18 protein-coding genes are annotated in these 17,249 nt (G+C 68.5%); 5 read left to right on the top strand and 13 right to left on the bottom strand.

What is annotated here, in order from left to right:
• Position 1: 1 nt before the first annotated feature.
• The 10 genes from PFY01_RS15310 to PFY01_RS15265 form a co-directional block, all read right to left on the bottom strand.
• Complete coding sequence (locus tag PFY01_RS15310; RefSeq protein ID WP_271043079.1) at positions 2-943, bottom strand: histone deacetylase; 942 nt, start codon at positions 941-943, stop codon at positions 2-4.
• Positions 944-1,017: 74 nt separating this feature from the next.
• Positions 1,018-1,707, bottom strand: coding sequence for a response regulator (locus PFY01_RS15305; RefSeq protein ID WP_039246385.1), 690 nt, complete (start codon positions 1,705-1,707; stop codon positions 1,018-1,020).
• Positions 1,707-4,391 (bottom strand): sensor histidine kinase, encoded by a 2,685-nt coding sequence (locus tag PFY01_RS15300; RefSeq protein WP_271041911.1) that lies wholly within the window; start codon positions 4,389-4,391, stop codon positions 1,707-1,709. The genes PFY01_RS15305 and PFY01_RS15300 overlap by 1 nt, the downstream gene beginning before the upstream one ends.
• The gene (gene kdpC / locus PFY01_RS15295) at positions 4,392-4,970 is read right to left on the bottom strand and encodes a K(+)-transporting ATPase subunit C (protein ID WP_271041910.1); all 579 of its coding nucleotides are present in this window, start codon (positions 4,968-4,970) and stop codon (positions 4,392-4,394) included.
• Between the two features lie 10 nt (positions 4,971-4,980).
• Positions 4,981-5,697: a TorF family putative porin gene (locus tag PFY01_RS15290; protein ID WP_271041909.1), complete on the bottom strand. Its 717-nt coding sequence runs from the start codon at positions 5,695-5,697 to the stop codon at positions 4,981-4,983.
• On the bottom strand, positions 5,690-5,845 hold the full coding sequence (locus tag PFY01_RS15285; protein ID WP_153923133.1) for a hypothetical protein: 156 nt from the start codon (positions 5,843-5,845) through the stop codon (positions 5,690-5,692). Before PFY01_RS15285 ends, PFY01_RS15290 begins: the two co-directional genes overlap by 8 nt.
• Positions 5,845-7,911, bottom strand: coding sequence for a potassium-transporting ATPase subunit KdpB (kdpB, locus tag PFY01_RS15280; RefSeq protein WP_271041908.1), 2,067 nt, complete (start codon positions 7,909-7,911; stop codon positions 5,845-5,847). Before kdpB ends, PFY01_RS15285 begins: the two co-directional genes overlap by 1 nt.
• 18 nt (positions 7,912-7,929) lie before the next feature.
• Positions 7,930-9,639 carry a potassium-transporting ATPase subunit KdpA gene (gene kdpA, locus PFY01_RS15275; protein ID WP_271041907.1) on the bottom strand — a complete coding sequence of 570 codons (1,710 nt, stop codon included), beginning with the start codon at positions 9,637-9,639 and terminating at the stop codon, positions 7,930-7,932.
• 18 nt (positions 9,640-9,657) lie between these two features.
• Positions 9,658-9,741: a potassium-transporting ATPase subunit F gene (locus tag PFY01_RS15270; RefSeq protein ID WP_082503478.1), complete on the bottom strand. Its 84-nt coding sequence runs from the start codon at positions 9,739-9,741 to the stop codon at positions 9,658-9,660.
• A 355-nt stretch (positions 9,742-10,096) separates the two neighbouring features.
• On the bottom strand, positions 10,097-10,462 hold the full coding sequence (locus tag PFY01_RS15265) for a hypothetical protein (RefSeq protein WP_271041906.1): 366 nt from the start codon (positions 10,460-10,462) through the stop codon (positions 10,097-10,099).
• A 228-nt stretch (positions 10,463-10,690) separates the two neighbouring features.
• Here PFY01_RS15265 and PFY01_RS15260 point away from each other — a divergent pair, with 228 nt between their 5' ends.
• Genes PFY01_RS15260 through PFY01_RS15250 form a run of 3 tightly spaced genes read left to right on the top strand, consistent with a single transcriptional unit; the run spans position 10,691 to position 13,160 of the window.
• On the top strand, positions 10,691-11,026 hold the full coding sequence (locus tag PFY01_RS15260) for a hypothetical protein (protein ID WP_271041905.1): 336 nt from the start codon (positions 10,691-10,693) through the stop codon (positions 11,024-11,026).
• The gene (locus PFY01_RS15255) at positions 11,026-11,706 is read left to right on the top strand and encodes a response regulator transcription factor (RefSeq protein WP_017505887.1); all 681 of its coding nucleotides are present in this window, start codon (positions 11,026-11,028) and stop codon (positions 11,704-11,706) included. Before PFY01_RS15260 ends, PFY01_RS15255 begins: the two co-directional genes overlap by 1 nt.
• The gene (locus tag PFY01_RS15250; RefSeq protein ID WP_271041904.1) at positions 11,703-13,160 is read left to right on the top strand and encodes a sensor histidine kinase; all 1,458 of its coding nucleotides are present in this window, start codon (positions 11,703-11,705) and stop codon (positions 13,158-13,160) included. Before PFY01_RS15255 ends, PFY01_RS15250 begins: the two co-directional genes overlap by 4 nt.
• On the opposite strand, the gene PFY01_RS15245 is transcribed toward PFY01_RS15250, so the two are convergent.
• Together PFY01_RS15245 and PFY01_RS15240 are read right to left on the bottom strand one after the other, a co-directional pair.
• Positions 13,157-13,843 (bottom strand): Crp/Fnr family transcriptional regulator, encoded by a 687-nt coding sequence (locus tag PFY01_RS15245; protein WP_271041903.1) that lies wholly within the window; start codon positions 13,841-13,843, stop codon positions 13,157-13,159. The two genes, PFY01_RS15250 and PFY01_RS15245, sit on opposite strands and share 4 nt — an antisense overlap.
• Before the next feature lie 137 nt (positions 13,844-13,980).
• Complete coding sequence (locus tag PFY01_RS15240) at positions 13,981-14,163, bottom strand: hypothetical protein (RefSeq protein WP_271041902.1); 183 nt, start codon at positions 14,161-14,163, stop codon at positions 13,981-13,983.
• Between the two features lie 130 nt (positions 14,164-14,293).
• On the opposite strand from PFY01_RS15240, the gene PFY01_RS15235 reads away from it, so the two are divergent.
• Positions 14,294-15,151 (top strand): DUF1206 domain-containing protein, encoded by an 858-nt coding sequence (locus PFY01_RS15235; protein ID WP_153923352.1) that lies wholly within the window; start codon positions 14,294-14,296, stop codon positions 15,149-15,151.
• Between the two features lie 66 nt (positions 15,152-15,217).
• Entirely contained in the window at positions 15,218-15,883 is a 666-nt protein-coding gene (locus PFY01_RS15230) for a DsbA family oxidoreductase (RefSeq protein WP_271041901.1), read from the top strand.
• Between the two features lie 163 nt (positions 15,884-16,046).
• Here PFY01_RS15230 and PFY01_RS15225 read toward each other — a convergent pair whose 3' ends face one another.
• Entirely contained in the window at positions 16,047-16,913 is an 867-nt protein-coding gene (locus PFY01_RS15225) for a hypothetical protein (RefSeq protein ID WP_271041900.1), read from the bottom strand.
• Positions 16,914-17,249 lie beyond the last annotated feature (336 nt).

Below are 17,249 nucleotides of genomic sequence, written 5' to 3'. Positions count from 1 at the left end.
ATCAAGCCTCCCGCCGGCCCAGACCGCGCCGCCAGGCCTGGGCGGCCGCGCGGTGGAGTGTCGCGTGGCGGCGCGCCAGACGATCAATATCGTGGTCGTATCCACCGCCGATGACGCCGACGACCGGCGCGACCGCCAGACAGGTTTCAAGCACATAGGCGTCGCGTGCAGCCAATCCCTCGTCGCTCAGCGACAGCCGCCCCAGCCGGTCGCTTTCGTGCGGATCGACGCCGGCGATGTAGAAGACGAGATCCGGCGCAACGCGTTGAAGCAGGTGGGGCAAAACGTCTTTGAGCCTAGCGACATAGGCCGCGTCGCCGGTTCCGTCGGGCAGGTCGATATCCAGATCGCTGGGCCCCCTCCGCACCGGAAAGTTCTTTTCGCCATGCATGGAAAAGGTGAAGACGCGGGGCTCGTGCTCGAAGATGAAGGCGGTTCCATCGCCCTGGTGGACGTCCAGATCGACCACCAGGACCTGTCCGACTTCGCCACTGTCGATCAGGGCTCGCGCGGCCACGCCGATGTCGTTGAAGACGCAGAAGCCTGCGCCGCCCATGGGGCCGGCGTGATGGCTGCCTCCGGCTGTATTGCAGGCGAGGCCATGGCAAAGGGCGAGACGGGCTGCGGTCAGCGTACCGCCGACGGCGGCCTGCGTGCGTTCGACGACGCTCTGCGTGATGGGCAGGCCGATGACCCGTTCGACCTTCGGCGGAACGCAGGCGTCCAGCACCTGGCGCACATAGTCGGGATCGTGCACGGCGGCGAGCAGCGAGTAATCCGCAGGTTCGGGCTCACACAGCCCCTCCGGTCCGATCAGCCCTTCCTCTCTCAGCACCTCGACCAGGCGCGCATACTTCTGCATCGGAAAGCGATGACCCGATGGCAGTTCGGCGCTGTAGGCCGGGTGATAGACGATCGGGGGGAGGGGGCCTGGATTATACATGGGTTTCGCAGACAACGCGCCGGCCATTATGAGGCTGCATCTGAAAAGACAGCCGAACCCTCTCGCCGAAGGGCTCAGTCCGCCAGCCGATAGCCTACGCCCGGCTCGGTCACGAGCAGGACGGGCTGAGCCGGATCGGCCTCGAGCTTGTGCCGGAGTTGGCCGACGACGACGCGCAGATACTGCACGTCGTCGGCGTGGCCGGCGCCCCAGATGGTCTTGAGCAGGTCGGCATGACCCAGGACCTTGCCGGCGTTGCGGGCGAGGTAGGCCAGGACGTCGTATTCCTTGGGGCGCAGCTTCACCCGCTCACCGGCGCGTGTGACGATGCGGCGGTCCAGGTCGATGACGACATCGCCGGCCGTAACCACCCCGCCCGCGACCGGCGTCAGCGCGCCCTGACGCAGACCCGCGCGGATGCGCGCCAGCAGTTCGCCGACGCCGAACGGCTTTTCGACATAGTCGTTGGCGCCTAGGTCCAGGGCCGTGATCTTCTCGGCCTCGCGGTCGCGGGCGGACAGGACGATGATCGGCCCCTGATAGAAGTCGCGCGCCCGCGTCAGAACGTCCTTGCCGTCCATGTCGGGCAGGCCGAGGTCCAGCACCACGGCGTCGGGGCTCCAAAGGGCGATGGCGCGCAGGCCCTCCTGACCGCTGTCGGCGCGACGGGGTTCATAGCCGGCGGCGTCCAGGGCGGGCGCCAGGAAGCGGTGGATCTGCGGCTCGTCGTCGATGACCAGAACCTGGGGGCGAACGGCGGACATCACAGCAGATCCGGGTGGGTGGCGATGGACTTGGGCAGGCTGATCAGGATGCGAGTACCGCGTTTGCCGTCGGCGTCGTCCTGGATCGGGCTGGCGGCGGCGATGCGGCCGCGCATGGCCTCGACGAACCCCTTGGCGATGGCCAGGCCAAGACCTGCCCCCTTGGCGCGGTCGGTCGGCTCCTCCATACGGCGGAATTTGTCGAACACCCGTTCCAGCTCGGCGGTCGGGATGCCTCGGCCCTCGTCCTCGATGGAAATGACGACGGCGCCGCGATCCTCATAGGCCGCCAGTTCGATGGTCGTGCCGTCGGGACTGTAGGCGATGGCGTTTTCCAGGATGTTGACCACGGCCTGCTCCAGCAGACCCTGGTCCAACAGAACCAGGCTCAACTGGGAGGGAAAGTCGCGGGTCACGTGACGGGTCCCCAGCCGACGCGCCACCCGCTCTGCGGCGGCGTTGAGAATATCGCGCACGTCCACCCAGTCTGTGCGCACGTTCAGCCCGCCGCCCTCCAGCCGGGTCATGTCCAAGAGGTCGCCGACATAGCGCGACAGCCGTTCGGCCTCCTCGCGGATGCTGAGCAGCAGGTCATCGCGGACCTCGGGCTTCAGGGTCGCGCCATAGTCGATCAGGGTCGTCGCGGAGCCCAGGACGGTGGACAGGGGCGTACGCAGGTCGTGGCTGACCGAGTTCATCAAGGCCGCGCGGAAACGATCGGCGCGACGCAGGGTCTCGGTCTCCAGCGCCTGACCGGCCAGATCGGCACGCTCAAGCGCCACGGCGCCCTGGTCCAGCAGGGCCATGGCCAGGCGTTCCTCGTCCGACCCCGCGGCCACGGCCGAGGCGTCGATGCCCGCCACGCCGGCCCGGCCGCGCACGCCCTGCAGGGGCTGAAACCGCCAGTGGGTCTGCGGCAGGGTGCCGGTGCCGTGGCCCGTCACCTCGCCGTGGGTCCAGGCCCAGCGGGCGGCGGCCATGGCGTCGGGGGCCAGGGTCACGCCCTCGGGACTGGCCGCCGTCAGAACGATGTCCTCGCCGTCGGGCAGAAGGACGACGGCGCCCGCGCCGGCGGCGGCCGAGGCCTGTTCGGCAAGGCTGCGGGCCGTGGTCGCGCGATCCTGGCCCGCCGACAGGGTCTGGCTGGCGGCCAGCAGGGCCGAGACGGCGGCGGCGCGCCGCTGCGCGGCTCTGGCCTGTTCGCGCACCCGCCCCGCCAGGGCGCCTGTGCCCAGGGCCACGCCCCAGAACAGCAGCAGCGTCAGGAAGTCAGTCGGCGAACCGATCAGGAAGCTGTAGCGGGGCTGAAGGAACAGGAAGTTGTAGGTCAGAAAGGCCAGGGTCGCCGCCGCCAGCGCAGGCCGCAGCCCGTTCAGCACCCCGGCCGCCACCACCGCCGCCAGATAGATGACGCCCAGATCGACCCGCTCGAACCGGGTATCGAGCAAAAGAGCCGCCCCCGTCGCCGCCAGGACGAACCCCGCCCCGGCCGGATAGCCGCGCCAGTCCAGCGCCGCCCGGACGCCCGACTTGGCCGCCGATTCGGGCGCGGCCAGATCGCCCTCGGTCACGACGTGGACGGCGACGCCCTGGGCCTTGCGCAGCAGTTCGGTCGCCAGGGCCCGGCCGGTCCATTCGGCGAACCGCCCGCCGCGCGTCTTGCCGATGACGATCTGGGTGACGTTGTTGCGGTGGGCGTGGTCCAGAACGGCGCGCACCACGTCGTCGCCGCTGATCGTCACCGGGCGTCCGCCCAGCTGTTCGGCCAGTTTGAAAGCCTCGGACAATCGTCCCGCCGAGCGGGCGTCGGCGCGCGATCCGCTGGGCCGTTCGACGTGGGCCACAGACCAGGGGGCGTCCATCATCATGTCCGACATCCGCCGACCGGTCCGCACCAGCGAGGCGGTCATGGCGTCGCCGCCGACCAAGACCAGGATCCGCTCGTTCGCCGCCCACGGCCCTGATACGCCCCGCTCGCGCAGGTGGGTCAGCAACTGGTCGTCGACCGTCTGGGCCGCGCGTCGCAGGGCCAGTTCGCGCAGCGCCGTCAGGTTTTCGATTTTGAAGAAGTTCTCGGACGCCACCCGCGCCGTCTCGGGCACATAGACCTTGCCTTCAGCTAGACGCACCCGCAGGTCTTCGGGCGTGATGTCGATGACCTCGATGTCGTCGGCGCCGGTCAGGGCGCTGTCGGGCACCGCCTCGCGCTGGCGCACGCCGGTGATGCGCAGAATGACGTCGGACAGGCTTTCCAGATGCTGGATGTTCAGCGTGGTCCAGACGTCGATGCCCGCGTCGCGCAGCTCCTCCACATCCTGCCAGCGCTTGGGATGGCGCGAACCCGGCGCGTTGGAGTGGGCGTATTCGTCGACCAGCAACAGTTCGGGCCGTCGCGCCAGGGCGCCGTCGAGGTCGAACTCCATCAAGGCGCGGTCGCGGTGTTCAATGGGCGCGCGCGGCATGACGTCGAGCCCGCGCAGCAGGCTCATCGTTTCCTTGCGGCCGTGGGTCTCTACCACGCCGACGACGACGTCCAGCCCCTCGGCCTTTCGACGGCGTGCGGCGCGCAGCATCTCATAGGTCTTGCCCACGCCGGGCGACATGCCCAGAAACACCTTCAGCCGCCCGCGCTTGCGGCGCGGAACGGCTGAAGTCGCGGGCGTTGCGGGCGCCGTTTCGGGCAATCAGCCCTCCGCTCCGAAGCGGGCGTCCAGCGCGCGGTTGGTCAGCAGGACATTGACGTGCGGCTGGCCGATGAAGCCCAGGAAGGCCCCCTCGATGTGCGCGTCGATGATGCTCTGGACCTGTTGCACGGAAACGCCTCTGGCGCGGGCGATCCGCGCGGCCTGAAGCCGAGCGTAGGCCGGGGACACGTCCGGGTCGAGGCCCGAACCCGAGGTCGTCACCGCATCGGCGGGGATGACGCCGGGGCCGTCCTCGGCGCGGATCGTCTGGGCGCTTTCGGCGACGCGCGCGATCAGGTCCGGGTTCAACGGCCCCATGTTGGAGCCGGACGAGGCGGCGGCGTCATAGCCGTCGCCCGCCGCCGACGGGCGCGGATGCAGATAGGTGGCGCCGACGAAAGGCTGGCCGATCAGGGACGAGCCGACGACCCGCCCGCCGGCGTCGCGCACCAGGCTGCCGTTGGCCTGGTCCGGGAAGGCGACCTGGGCGATGCCGGTGACGGCCAGCGGATAGGCCAGGCCCAGCAGCACGGTGAACAAAGCCGTCATGACGAGGGCCGGGCGAAGTTGGTTGACCATGGTCGTCGCCTCAGAAGGTCGCCTTCAGCGTGGCTACGGCGCGTGCGCCGTAGATGTCGCCGAAGTCGTGTTGATCGGTGTCGTGATAACGCAGGTCCACCGCCAGATTGTCAGTCAGCTGATAGGCCGCGCCCAGGTTCCAGGTGGTGTAGTCCAGGTCCGACGACACCCACTGATGCCCGACGGCGCCCGAGACGGTCCATTTGTCGGCCGGGCTGACCGCGCCGTTGACCTCGGCATAGGTCGCCTCGTCCTCGGCCGCGCCGAAGAAGTCGGGCGAATAGTAGACGGCGGCGCCCAGGGTGGCCGGCCCCACGGCGCGCGAAGCGGCGGCTTTCAGCTCGACATAGTCATAATCGGCGCCGTCCGGCTGACCGGCGTAGAGATAGCCGATCACGCCGAAGTCCAGCGCATAGCCAGCGACCTCCGGCCGATAGCCGGCATAAAGATCGACCTCGGCGTCCGTGTCGTCGCCGAAATCGACGTTGGAGGCCCAGCCGCCGGCGTAGAAGCCGTTCCTGGTCAGATCGACGCCGGCCGAGAGGGCGGGGTTTTCCTGGGTCTGGCTGACCCCGCGGAAGACGTAGTCGGAGGTGACGGCGACGTTCGCCGACACGTCCTGGGCCTTGGCTTCGCTGCACAGGCCCAGACCGGCGAGGCCGACGATACAGGCGGCGGCGAACCAGGCGTCGTTGCGGCCCGAGGCCTTGGAGAAGGATTTACGCATTGGATTTCTCTATTCGAACAGGATGAATGGCCATGGGGTTGGAGCGCGTGCGCGGATCGGTCTGCTGCAGCGTCGCCACGCCCCACATCACGGCGATGACCAGCACCGCCACGACGAGTTGCAGGATGCGAGAGACCTCCCGACGCATCACGCCAGACCCAGGCCGGAGATGAGCAGGTCGATCAGCTTGATGCCGACGAACGGGGCGATCAGGCCGCCCAGGCCGTAGATCAGCAGGTTGCGACCCAGAAGCGCGCCAGCGCCGATGGCCCGGTATTTGACGCCCCTCAGCGCCAGCGGGATCAGGGCGACGATGACCAGGGCGTTGAAGATCACCGCCGACAGGATGGCGCTCTCGGGGCTGTGCAGGCGCATGACGTTCAGCGCGCCGAGCGACGGCAGGGCCACCACGAACATCGCCGGGATGATGGCGAAATACTTGGCCACGTCGTTGGCGACCGAGAAGGTCGTCAGGGCGCCGCGCGTGATCAGCAGTTGCTTGCCGACCTCGACGATCTCGATGACCTTGGTCGGGTCGCTGTCCAGGTCGACCATGTTGCCGGCCTCGCGCGCGGCCTGGGCGCCGGTCTGCATGGCGACGCCGACATCGGCCTGGGCCAGGGCCGGGGCGTCGTTGGCCCCGTCGCCGCACATGGCGACCAGACGGCCCTTGGCCTGCTCGGCCTTGATCAGGCGCATCTTGTCCTCGGGCGTGGCCTCGGCGAGGTAGTCGTCCACCCCGGCTTCCGAAGCGATGGCTGCGGCCGTCACCGGATTGTCGCCGGTGATCATCACGGTGCGCAGGCCCATGCGGCGCAGGTCGGCGAAGCGCGCCTTCACGCCCGGCTTGACCACGTCCTTCAGGTGGATGACGCCGACGAGGACGCCGTTATGGGTGACGGCCAGGGGCGTGCCGCCCGAACGGGCGATCCGGTCCACGGCCTGGCGGAACTCGGCTGGGGCCGAACCGTCGTTGAGGTTCAGATCCTTCAGCACGGCATCGACCGCGCCCTTCCTCCAGCTGTCCTTGCCGACGTCCAGGCCCGACTGGCGGGTGACGGCGGTGAAGGGAATGGCGACGGCGCCGGCGGGCTGATCGACCGAGACGCCGGCGTTGCGGCCCAGCTCGACGATGGAGCGGCCTTCGGGCGTCTCGTCGGCGAGCGACGCCATGACGGCGGCGGCCAGGGCGGCCTCGGGGCGCACGCCCGGAACCGGGATGACCTCGGTCGCCATGCGGTTGCCGAAGGTGATAGTGCCGGTCTTGTCGAGCAGCAGGGTGTCGACGTCGCCTGCCGCCTCCACCGCACGGCCCGAGGTGGCCAGCACGTTCACCTTCAGCAACCGGTCCATGCCGGCGATGCCGACGGCGGACAGCAGGCCCCCGATCGTGGTCGGGATCAGGGTGATGAACAGGGCGCCCAGCACCATCGGATCAAGATCGACGCCGGAATAGGCGCCCAGACCCACCAGGGTCACGACCGCGATCAGGAAGATCAGGGTCAGGCCGGCCAGCAGCACCGCCAAGGCCAGCTCGTTGGGCGTCTTCCGGCGGTCCGCGCCCTCGACCATGGCGATCATGCGATCGAGGAAGGTCGAGCCGGGCTTGGCGGTGATGCGCACCTTGATCCAGTCCGAGACGACGGTGGTGCCGCCGGTCACGGCGGACCGGTCGCCGCCGCTTTCGCGGATCACCGGGGCGCTCTCGCCGGTGATGGCGGCCTCGTTGACCGAGGCGACGCCCTCGATGATTTCGCCGTCAGAGGCGATCACATCGCCGGCCTCGACCAGGATGATCGAGCCGACTTCGAGCTCAGAGGCGTTGGTCGGGACCACGCTGCCGGTCTTCGGATCGACGATCAGCTTGGCCTTTGTCGTGACGCGGGTGGCGCGCAGGCTGTCGGCCGCCGCCTTGCCCCGCCCTTCGGCGATGCTTTCGGCGACATTGGCGAACAGGACCGTAGCCCACAGCCACAGCGCCAGTTGCACCGCAAAGCCCGCCGACTGACCGCTCGCGATGGCTGCGGCCGCCGAGAGCGTGGACAGAAGCGCCACGATCCAGGTGGTGAAGATGACCGGATTGTTGATCAGCTTGACGGGGTTCAGCTTGACGAAGGCTTCGCCGACGGCGCGTCCGATCATCTGTCCCGAGAGGCCGCCCGCAAGAGGCGACGCACGGCCGCCCTCGCGGGGATCCAGAGTTACTTGTGTCATGTCAGGATGTCCGAAGGATCAGGCGCCGGCGACCGCCGCGAGCACCTGGAAGTGCTCGACGATCGGTCCCAGGGCGAGGGCGGGCAGGAACTGCAGGCCGCCGAGGATGAGGATCACGCCGATCAGCAGGCCGATGAACAGGCCGTTGTCGGTCGGCAGGGTGCCGGGGCTGGGCGCCAGCTTGGGCTTGACCACCAGACTGCCGGCGATGGCCAGGACGGCGACGGCCGGAATGAACCGCCCGAACAGCATGCCCAGACCCAAGGTCGTGTTCCACCAGTGGGCGTTGGCGGTCAGACCCGCAAAGGCCGAGCCGTTGTTCGCCGCCGCCGAGGTGTAGGCGTACAGGATCTCCGACAACCCGTGCGGCCCCTTATTCAGCAGGCCCGCAAGCGCCGTCGGGAAGACGGCCGACACGGCGGTGAAGCCCAGGATCGCCAGCGGCAGGATCAGCACCGCGATCATGGCGAACTGGATCTCGCGCGCCTCGATCTTCTTGCCCAGATATTCCGGAGTGCGCCCGACCATCAGGCCGGCGACGAAGACCGACAGCAGGGCCATGACGACCATGATGGCGATGCCCGAACCGACGCCGCCGGGCAGGATCTCGCCCAACTGCATCAGGAACATCTGCAACCCGCCGCCCAAGGGCATGAAGCTGGCGTGCATCGAGTTGACCGAGCCGTTCGAGGCGCCGGTCGTGACCACGGACCAGACGGTCGAGGCGGGGGCGCCGAAGCGGACCTCCTTGCCCTCCATGTTGACCGAACTGTCGACATGGGCCGCGACCAGAGCCGGGGCCGGCTGGGTCTCGATCACATACATGGCCGCGCTGGCGGCGCTCAGCAGGATCAGGGCCGCCGCCGCCAGGGCGCGGATGTCGCGTCCCGCCATAGCCGTGCGGCCGAAGGCGAAGAAGGCCGCCCAGCCCATGACGTTGATCGCCACGGCGGTCAGCAGATTGGTGATGGCGTTCGGGTTCTCGAACGGATGGGCGCCGTTGACGTTGAAGACGCCGCCGCCGTTGATGCCCAGCTGTTTGATCGCCACCTGGCTGGCCGCCGGGAACAGCGGCAAGGTCTGGGATCCGCCCTCGACGCCGGTCGCCGTCACATGTGCCGCCAGGCTCTGAACGATGCCGAGACCCGACAGGGCCACGGCCAAGATCAGGGCGGCAGGCAGCAGGACATAAAGGGTCGTGCGCGTCAGATCGGCCCAGAAGTTGCCGACCCCCTCGCCGCGATTGGCCACGAAGGCCCGCGCCAGGGCCGCCGCGATCGTCGCGCCCGTCGCCGCCGAGACGAAGTTCTGCACCGTCAGGCCGACCATCTGGGTGAAGGTCGACAGAGTCGCCTCCCCGCCATAGCTCTGCCAGTTGGTGTTGGTCACGAAGCTGACGGCGGTGTTGAAGGCCAGATGCGGCGACACGCCTGCGAACCCTTGCGGGTTCAGCGGCAGCACGCCCTGCAGACGCAGGATCGCATACAGCAGCACAAAGCCCGCCAGGTTGAAGGCCAAAAGGGCGCCGGCGTATCCCAGCCAGCCTTGGCTGCGTTTAGGATCGACGCCGGCGGCGCCGTAGAAGACGGCCTCGACCGGCTTCAGCACCGGGTCCAGCCAGGTCCGCTCGCCATTCCAGACGCGCGACATATAAACGCCGATGGGCCAGCCGAGCATTACGGCCAGCCCAAGGGTCAGGGCGATCTCGCCCCATCCTTGCATGTTCATGAAATCCGTCCCGGTTCCTCAGAACCGCTCGGGCCGCAGCAGCGCCGCGACCATGTAAACGGCGACGACCAGCGCCCCCGCCCCCCAGAGCATGGCGATCATCGTCACACCCGTTTCAATGCTGTGGCCAGCAAGGCGAAGACGGCGAACGTCCCCGCACCCACCGCCAGAAAAATCACATCGGCCAATCCGGCCTCCTCGCTCAAGTTCGAGCGGGAACAGACCACCGGGCGGCATAATGGCGCGATGCGAGTCCGGGCCGCCGACCTAAAGGATTCATAAAACCAAGGAAATCTGGATCGGTCGCAGCGCGGGCGACGTGTGAAGGGCCGGCGGCGGACTTTTTAATGCAAGGATGCTTGAGGATGTGCCGCGCAGCCCACGGCTGTGCGGCTTCAGATCAAATAAGAAAAGCGCGGCCTTGCGGCCGCGCTTCCAACTGTCTTCGTCGAGATGATCAGCCCCGACGGTTGTCGTAATCGCGGCGTTCGTAGCGGATTTGGGCCGAGAGGCGGTCGAAGCGACGGTCCAGGTCCTGGCGTTCCCACGCGGTCAGGCCGCCGCGGCGATAGTTGGCTTCCAGGCGCAGGATGCTGTTGAACTCTCCGCGCAGTCGAACGGCTTCGCGACGGCTCAGTTGGCCGTTGCGGACGCCCTGATCGATGCGACGATCCAGGTTGGCCTGGCGGGCGTTGATCGACTGCCACGAGCCGTAGCTGGCGTGATGGGGCGGGGCCGGGCGGTGATGATAGGATTGGGCGAAGGACGGCGCGGCGACCGAGGCGGCGGCCAGGGCGATGGCGGGGACGATGAGCTTGCGCATGGCGATCTCCTCAAATGTTCTGCCGGTCGGGGTGACCAGCGATGAGGCGATCTGAGCACCCGGCGACTGAGCCGGTTCTGAACAGGATCGATCAGGTTCGGTTCATCTGGATGAAAAAGACGTCACACCGCCGTCTTCTGATTTGGTCTCCGGTTTGGAGCAGCGTTCGCTTTAAACTATACGACGTATTCAGCGCCCGTTCAGATGATCGGGACTAGATCGGTCGCCATGTTTCGTAAACCCGCCCCTCTCCTGATCGCCCCTCCGGCCCTGGCCCTGGCTCTCGGTCTGGCCTTTGCGCCCGTCATGACGATGTCGGCGCAGGCCCAGTCGCGTGATCAGGATCAACGCTCGCAGGACCGTGGTCCGCGCGTCAGTCCCGACGAGGCCCGTCGTCGTGGCGGCGAGGCCGGCGGCGGTCGCCCCATCGACACCCAACCGCGCCGCGACGGCAACTATTCCGTCCTGGTCGAACGCGACGGACGCGTGCGGGAGGTCGTGGTCGATGGTCAGACCGGACAGGCGCGTCCCGACAACAACAATCAACGTCGCAGGCCGAACTGATGCGCGTGCTTCTGGTCGAGGACGACGCGGATCTGTCGCGTCAGCTTAAGGCGGCGCTGGGCGACGCGGGCTATGCCGTGGACCATGCGCCGGACGGCGAGGAAGCCCACTATCTGGGCGAGAACGAACCCTATGACGTCATCGTCCTGGACCTGGGCCTGCCCAAGATCGATGGCGTGTCGGTGCTGGAGCGTTGGCGGCGAGAGGGCAAGACGACGCCGGTTTTGATCCTGACGGCGCGCGGCGCCTGGTCGGACAAGGTGGCGGGTTTCGACGCCGGCGCCGACGACTATCTGACCAAACCCTTCCATACCGAAGAGCTGCTGGCGCGTCTGCGGGCGCTGCTGCGCCGCTCGGCGGGCATCGCCTCGGCGACCCTGTCGTGCGGTGGCTTGCGGCTGGATCCCCGCGCAGCGCGGGCCAGCGTCAACGGCGAGCCCCTGCGCCTGACCTCGCTGGAATACCGGCTGTTGCACTACATGATGATGCATCAGGGGCGCGTCATCAGCCGCACCGAACTGGTCGAACACCTCTACGATCAGGACTTCGACCGTGATTCAAACACCATCGAGGTATTCATCGGCCGGGTGCGCAAGAAGGTCGGATCGGACCGGATCGAGACCGTGCGCGGCCTCGGCTATCGGCTGACGCCGCTGGCGGGCGAATCCGACCCGGCGTGACCGAGGCGACGGCTTCGAAACCCAACGCTGGTGGGCTCCACGATTGGGGCCGCTGGTTCGGTCGCCCAGGTCGCTCCCTGACGCGCCGGCTGATCTGGCTGGCCTCGGCCTGGATCGTGGTCGCTCTGGTCATTTCAGCGCTGGTGCTGACCCAGGCCTTTCAGGAATCCGCCCTGCGGCGTCTGGGCGCCATGCTCAACGAAACGATCGACGAGATCGTGGTCGGCGCCAGCCGCACGCCGCAGGGCGAAGCCATTCCACAGATCCAGGACGCCAGAACTCTGCGGCTGCTGTCGGGCAAATACTGGCAGATCATGGAGGTTCGCCCCGACGGACGGCTGGTCAGCCTGGCGCGTTCGACCTCGCTGTGGCGCTATGACCTGGCCCTGCCCGCCGACCTGCCCGCGCGCCTGGATGCGGCTTTCGGCGACGTCATCACCTTCAACACCACCGGCCCGAAGGACGACGCCGAGACCCGCGAGCCGCTGCGGGTCGCCGCCAGCATGAAGTCCATCCCCCGGCACGAACATCCGGTCATCTTCATCGCCGCGCTGGATCGCTCCGACGTCGATGCGGACACGCGCCAGTTCGCGCGCGTGACCTGGATCGCCTTCCTGATCCTGGGGCTGGGACTCGTATCGGCGGTCTTCATTCAGGTGCGCATCGGCCTGCGTCCCCTGTTCGACCTGCGCAACGAGATCGCCGACGTGCGCAAGGGCAAGTCCGCCCGGATCGGTCGCTCCTATCCGCAGGAAATCCAGCCGCTGGCCGAGCAGGTCAATCGCCTGCTGGACCACAATCAGGAGGTCGTGGATCGCCAGCGCACCCACGTCGGCAATCTGGCCCATGCGCTGAAGACGCCGATCTCCGTCATGCTGGCCGAGGCGGGGACGAGCGAGGGCGATCTGCCAGAGCTGGTGCGACGCCAGACCAAGATCATGCAGGGCCAGGTCGATCACCACCTGCGCCGCGCCCGCGCCGCCGCCCGCGCCGCCCACGGTCTGGGCGAGACGACGCCCGTCGCCGAGGTGCTGGACGAACTGGCGGTGATGATCGAACAGGTGTTCCGCGACAAGAATGTCGAGATCGACTGGCGTGCGCCCGACAGCCTGTCCTTCCTGGGCGAGCGTCAGGATTTGCAGGAAATCCTGGGCAATCTGATCGAGAACGCCGCCAAATTCTCGGAACGCCGGGTGCGCGTTTCGGCGGGCGGCAGCGGTCTGGGCCAGATGATCCTGGTGGTCGAAGACGACGGCGCGGGCCTGCCGGCGGATCAGCGCGACACCGTCATGCAGCGCGGCGCGCGGCTGGACGAAAGCGCGCCAGGTTCGGGCCTGGGCCTGTCGATCGTTGACGACCTGACGCGCGCCTACGGCGGGCGGCTGATGCTGTCGGACAGCGACATGGGCGGGCTGAAGGCGGTCCTCGAACTGCCGGCCGCCCAGGTCGACTAGGGCTGCCGGTCTCCGCCCCGGCGGTAGCATTCGCACGCCGCCCGCTCCAGGGCCGCCCGATCCAGCACCGTGATCCGGCCGCGCGAATAGGCGATGGCGCCCGCCTTTTGAAGCCCCTGCGCCGCCTCGTTCACCGTGGTCCGCTGCGAGCCCAGCATGGAGGCGAGATACTCCTGCGTCAGGTTCAGGGTGTCGCCCTCGACCCGATCGTGGCAGCGCAGCAGCCATTTGGCGAACCGCTGGCCGGCGTGGTGCAGGGCGTTGCAGGCGGCCGATTGCTCTAACTCGCCCTGAAGTCGGGCCATGTATTCGGCGACGGCGTCGCGAACGCCCGGCCGTTGCGCCGACAGGGCGCGGAACTTGGCGGCGTCTACCCGGCGCGCCGTTCCGGCGACCTGGGCCACACTGCGGGTGTGGGCATAATGCGGCACGACCGAGGCGACGACGCCCAGCACGCCTTCGCGCCCGATCATCACGGTCTCCACGGTGCGGCCGTCCTCCAGCACCGCGACCGAGGAGCAGAAGCCGTCATCGATGAAATGCAGGTGTTCGATGGCGTCATCAGGCTCGCTGAACACATGGCCGGGCGCGAATTCCACCGGGGTGGCGATGGCGAGAAGAGCGTCGCGATCGTCGGGGTTCAGCCCTTGGATCAATCGGTTGCCAGGCGAAAGGCGGTTCATGAGTTCGCGCATAAGGCGATCTGAGCGCGGCGTCTGTCGAAACTCGACACAGCGTTGCTATATGTCGCGCGGCTTTCTGGGGAAAAGTCGTGTGTTTATCGCGTTGTGTACGCCAGCGAGCAGAGCGCCAACGAGCTTCAACGGGTGACGCGCCCGACCAGACGACCGGCCTCCAGCACCTCCACACCCGCGCAGGAGGCGTGATGCAACAGCTGCGTTCTCGCCGCCTCCAACGCCGATGCGTCGTCGACCCCGTCGAAGAAGTCGAGAAGGGGGCGGCGATCCGCCTCGTCGAAGAAGTGAAACTCGTAGATGTTCAACTGAACGCCTCCCAAGGACGCGAACCGTAGCGGCATACGCCCGTCGGTGTCTGTCGGATGTCGACACAGGGTCGAAGCGGAGCCTTTGCCTTGGCCGGCGCGTTGAGGGCGTCCTGACGTGGGAGACATCATGAACGCCGCCAAGACCCTTCGCCTGCCGCCGCTGGCGACCCTGATCGAATGGGCGGCGCGGGTCGGCTATGGGGCGCGAGGCTTCGTTTACCTGTCGGCCGGGGCGCTGACCCTGCTGGCGGCGACGGACCGGATCGGCGACGCGGTGGGGACCAGCGGGGCGGCGGGCTGGCTGGCTGAGCAGCCGTTCGGCAAGGTCTGGCTGGTGCTGCTGGGGCTGGGCCTGTGGGCCTTCGTCGGCTGGCGGGTGTTGCAGGCGGTGTTCGACGCGGATCACGAGGGCAGCGATCTGAAGGGCTGGACGACGCGGGCGGGCCAGGCCGTCAGCGGCCTGTTCTATGGCGTGCTGGCGTCGGGGGTGTTCGAATATCTGGACGAGTTCGGCGAGGCGACGAACGCCTCGGCGGCCCAAGCCGAGAGCGTGGCCGAGAATCAGGAGAAGGCGGCCATGCTGCTGGGGATGCCGTTCGGAGAGGTGCTGCTGATCGGGGCCGGGCTGGTGGTGCTGGGCGTCGGCGTCGGCAATATCGTCAGGGCCGTCCGCGACGACTTCGACGACGCCCTGGCCTGCCCCAAGGCCTTCTGCGGCACGGCGACGGCGTTGGCGCGAGCGGGCTATGCGGCGCGGGGGTTCGCCTATCTGCCCTTGGGTGTGTTCGTGGTTCTGGCGGGGCTGCATGCGCGCTCGGGCGAGGTGACGACGACGGCGGCGGCGCTGGACGCGCTGGAGGCCCAGCCGGGCGGGTCGTGGATCCTGGGGCTGACGGCGGCGGGGCTGATGGCCTTCGGCGCCTTCGCCTTCGTGGAGGCGCGCTGGCGCCGGATTCGCCCGCCCAGGGATTTGAGCCTGGGCTGAGACTTGTCGCGCGGCGCGGCGTCGCCATATCCTTATGCAACACACGCTGTTCCAGAAGGCCGCGCCATGAACGCTCCGCTCAAGACCCTGAAGATCGACTTCGTCTCGGACGTCGTCTGCCCTTGGTGCGTGGTGGGGCTGGGCGGGCTGGACACGGCCCTGGACGCGCTGAAGGACGAGGGGATCGCCGCCGACATCGCCTTTCAGCCGTTCGAGCTGAACCCCCAGATCGCGCCTGAGGGCGAGAACATCGTCGAACACATCGGCCGCAAATACGGCGCGTCGCCTGAGCAGTCCGCCGCCAACCGCGCCATGATCCGCGAGCGGGCGGGCGAGGTGGGCTTCGACATGCGCATGACCGACGACAGCCGCATCTGGAACACCTTCGACGCCCACCGGCTGCTGCACTGGGCGCATGAGACGGCGCCGGACAGGCAGAAGGCCCTGAAGCAGGCGCTTTTCACCGCCCACTTCACCGAGAACAAGAACCTGACCGACGCCGGCGTCCTGACCACCGCCGCCGAAAAGGCCGGGCTGGACCGGGCCGAGGCGGGCGAGGTGCTGGCCTCGGGCCGCTGCGCCCAGGCCGTGCGCCAGGCCGAAGACCTGTGGCGCGCGCGCGGCATCACCTCGGTCCCGGCCGTGGTGGTCGAGGGCAAATATCTGATCTCGGGCGGCCAGCCGGCCTCGGTGTTCGAAGAGGCCCTGCGCAAGATCGCGTCGGAGGTCTAGGCCGTCTCCTCCCTGCGCAGCGGAGAGGCGGCGCGGCGCCGCCTGGCGCCGTGACGGAGGGGTTCCTTCTGTAAAATCGACGTCTGTAGGGCCTCAAGAGCCCCTCCACCCCGCCCGAAGGGCGCGGTCCCCCTCCCCATCGCAGGCGATGGGGAGGAGACGGTCAGTCCGGCGGTCGGGCGACAAAAACACCGTCTATTTCGTCTAATTCGTCTGATGTCGGGGCAGGTTTCAGGTCGTCGAGCGCCTCGAGGCGGGCCATCAGGGCGTCGCGGCCGGCGTAATCGCCGCGTTTGAGGGCGCAGGCCTCGCGGGCGATCAGGCCGACCTGTTCGGCGACGGCGGCGGCGCGTTCGCCCAGGTCCGGTTCCTTCGGTTGGGGCGGGAGCTTGGCGGGCGGCGGCGCGGGCGGGGACGGCGGCGGGGAGGCCGCCATCCGGATCAGGTCGGCGTGCAGCCGCACCCAGCGCGCGGCCTCGAGCGCGCGCCCGGCCTGAAGCGCCCGGTTCAGCCGCACCAGGGCGTGGGCCGCCATGGCCCCATAGTCGGGCAAACCGTCGGCCGTCTCGGCCTCCAGGTCGATCGGCTCGCGCAGCGGATCGGGCTGATCCTCGCGCCGCCAGCCTTCGTCCCTGGCGCGGGCGCGAAAGGTGCTGACCGCCATGCCATAGACGGCGCTGACCTCCTCGGCCGAGGACCCGGCCAGATAGGCCGTGCCCGCCGCCTCCCACGCCTCTTTCGACAGGCGGCGATAGCCCCGGTTCTGCACCCGGTCGGCCGCGCGCGCGGCGGGGTCCGAGGTGACCAGATCGGGCAGCCGCAACAGATGCATCGGCAGGCCGTGCGCGCGCCAGAAGGCCGCCTCGGCCTCGGGCGAGGAATCGTGATGCAGGGCGTCGCGATACGTCTGCTCCAGACCCGCCTCGCGCAGGATGCGGATCTGATCCAGCGCCTGCTGGGTCATCGCATCGTAAAACGGATCGCGCGGCCCCTCGAACCCGCCGTCGTCATAGCTGTGGTCGTCGTCCATCCCATCCCCGGCCTGTCGCCCGCGCCCGACACAGGACGCGCCGCCAGTCTAAGGCCGCCCCGCAGCGTGATCGGGTAGAGGCCGCCGATTTCGCGAAAGGCTAGGGATTTCAACGGCCGGGGCCGGGACGTCGTGCATAGGTAGGGGGGGGCTAGCTGTGCATTCCCTCTCCCGTTGGGAGAGGGTTTGAAGCCCGCAGAGCGCCAGCGATGCGTCTCGGCTGACCCGAAGGGCGGCGCGAAGCAGCCAACGGGTGAGGGTCGTGCGTCTGCGGCGAGGTCCGACCCTCACCCTTTCGCGCAAGTCTGATCGCCTGACGGCTCTCAGGCGCTCAAG

Origin of the sequence: Brevundimonas vesicularis (genome assembly GCF_027886425.1) — a bacterium.
In the GTDB taxonomy this organism is placed as follows: Bacteria; Pseudomonadota; Alphaproteobacteria; order Caulobacterales; family Caulobacteraceae; genus Brevundimonas; species Brevundimonas vesicularis_C.
Note: the sequence above shows the minus strand (reverse complement) of the source record. Positions and strands in the feature narration are given on the sequence as shown.

Bases quoted from the DNA above. Each gene is read 5' to 3' on its own strand.
- PFY01_RS15310 (WP_271043079.1), bottom strand. From the start codon at position 943: ATGTATAATCCAGGCCCCCTCCCCCCGATCGTCTATCACCCGGCCTAC.
- PFY01_RS15305 (WP_039246385.1), bottom strand. From the start codon at position 1,707: ATGTCCGCCGTTCGCCCCCAGGTTCTGGTCATCGACGACGAGCCGCAG.
- kdpC (WP_271041910.1), bottom strand. From the start codon at position 4,970: ATGGTCAACCAACTTCGCCCGGCCCTCGTCATGACGGCTTTGTTCACC.
- PFY01_RS15290 (WP_271041909.1), bottom strand. From the start codon at position 5,697: ATGCGTAAATCCTTCTCCAAGGCCTCGGGCCGCAACGACGCCTGGTTC.
- PFY01_RS15285 (WP_153923133.1), bottom strand. From the start codon at position 5,845: ATGCGTCGGGAGGTCTCTCGCATCCTGCAACTCGTCGTGGCGGTGCTG.
- kdpB (WP_271041908.1), bottom strand. From the start codon at position 7,911: ATGACACAAGTAACTCTGGATCCCCGCGAGGGCGGCCGTGCGTCGCCT.
- kdpA (WP_271041907.1), bottom strand. From the start codon at position 9,639: ATGAACATGCAAGGATGGGGCGAGATCGCCCTGACCCTTGGGCTGGCC.
- PFY01_RS15270 (WP_082503478.1), bottom strand. From the start codon at position 9,741: ATGATCGCCATGCTCTGGGGGGCGGGGGCGCTGGTCGTCGCCGTTTAC.
- PFY01_RS15265 (WP_271041906.1), bottom strand. From the start codon at position 10,462: ATGCGCAAGCTCATCGTCCCCGCCATCGCCCTGGCCGCCGCCTCGGTC.
- PFY01_RS15260 (WP_271041905.1), top strand. From the start codon at position 10,691: ATGTTTCGTAAACCCGCCCCTCTCCTGATCGCCCCTCCGGCCCTGGCC.
- PFY01_RS15255 (WP_017505887.1), top strand. From the start codon at position 11,026: ATGCGCGTGCTTCTGGTCGAGGACGACGCGGATCTGTCGCGTCAGCTT.
- PFY01_RS15245 (WP_271041903.1), bottom strand. From the start codon at position 13,843: ATGAACCGCCTTTCGCCTGGCAACCGATTGATCCAAGGGCTGAACCCC.
- PFY01_RS15235 (WP_153923352.1), top strand. From the start codon at position 14,294: ATGAACGCCGCCAAGACCCTTCGCCTGCCGCCGCTGGCGACCCTGATC.
- PFY01_RS15230 (WP_271041901.1), top strand. From the start codon at position 15,218: ATGAACGCTCCGCTCAAGACCCTGAAGATCGACTTCGTCTCGGACGTC.
- PFY01_RS15225 (WP_271041900.1), bottom strand. From the start codon at position 16,913: ATGGACGACGACCACAGCTATGACGACGGCGGGTTCGAGGGGCCGCGC.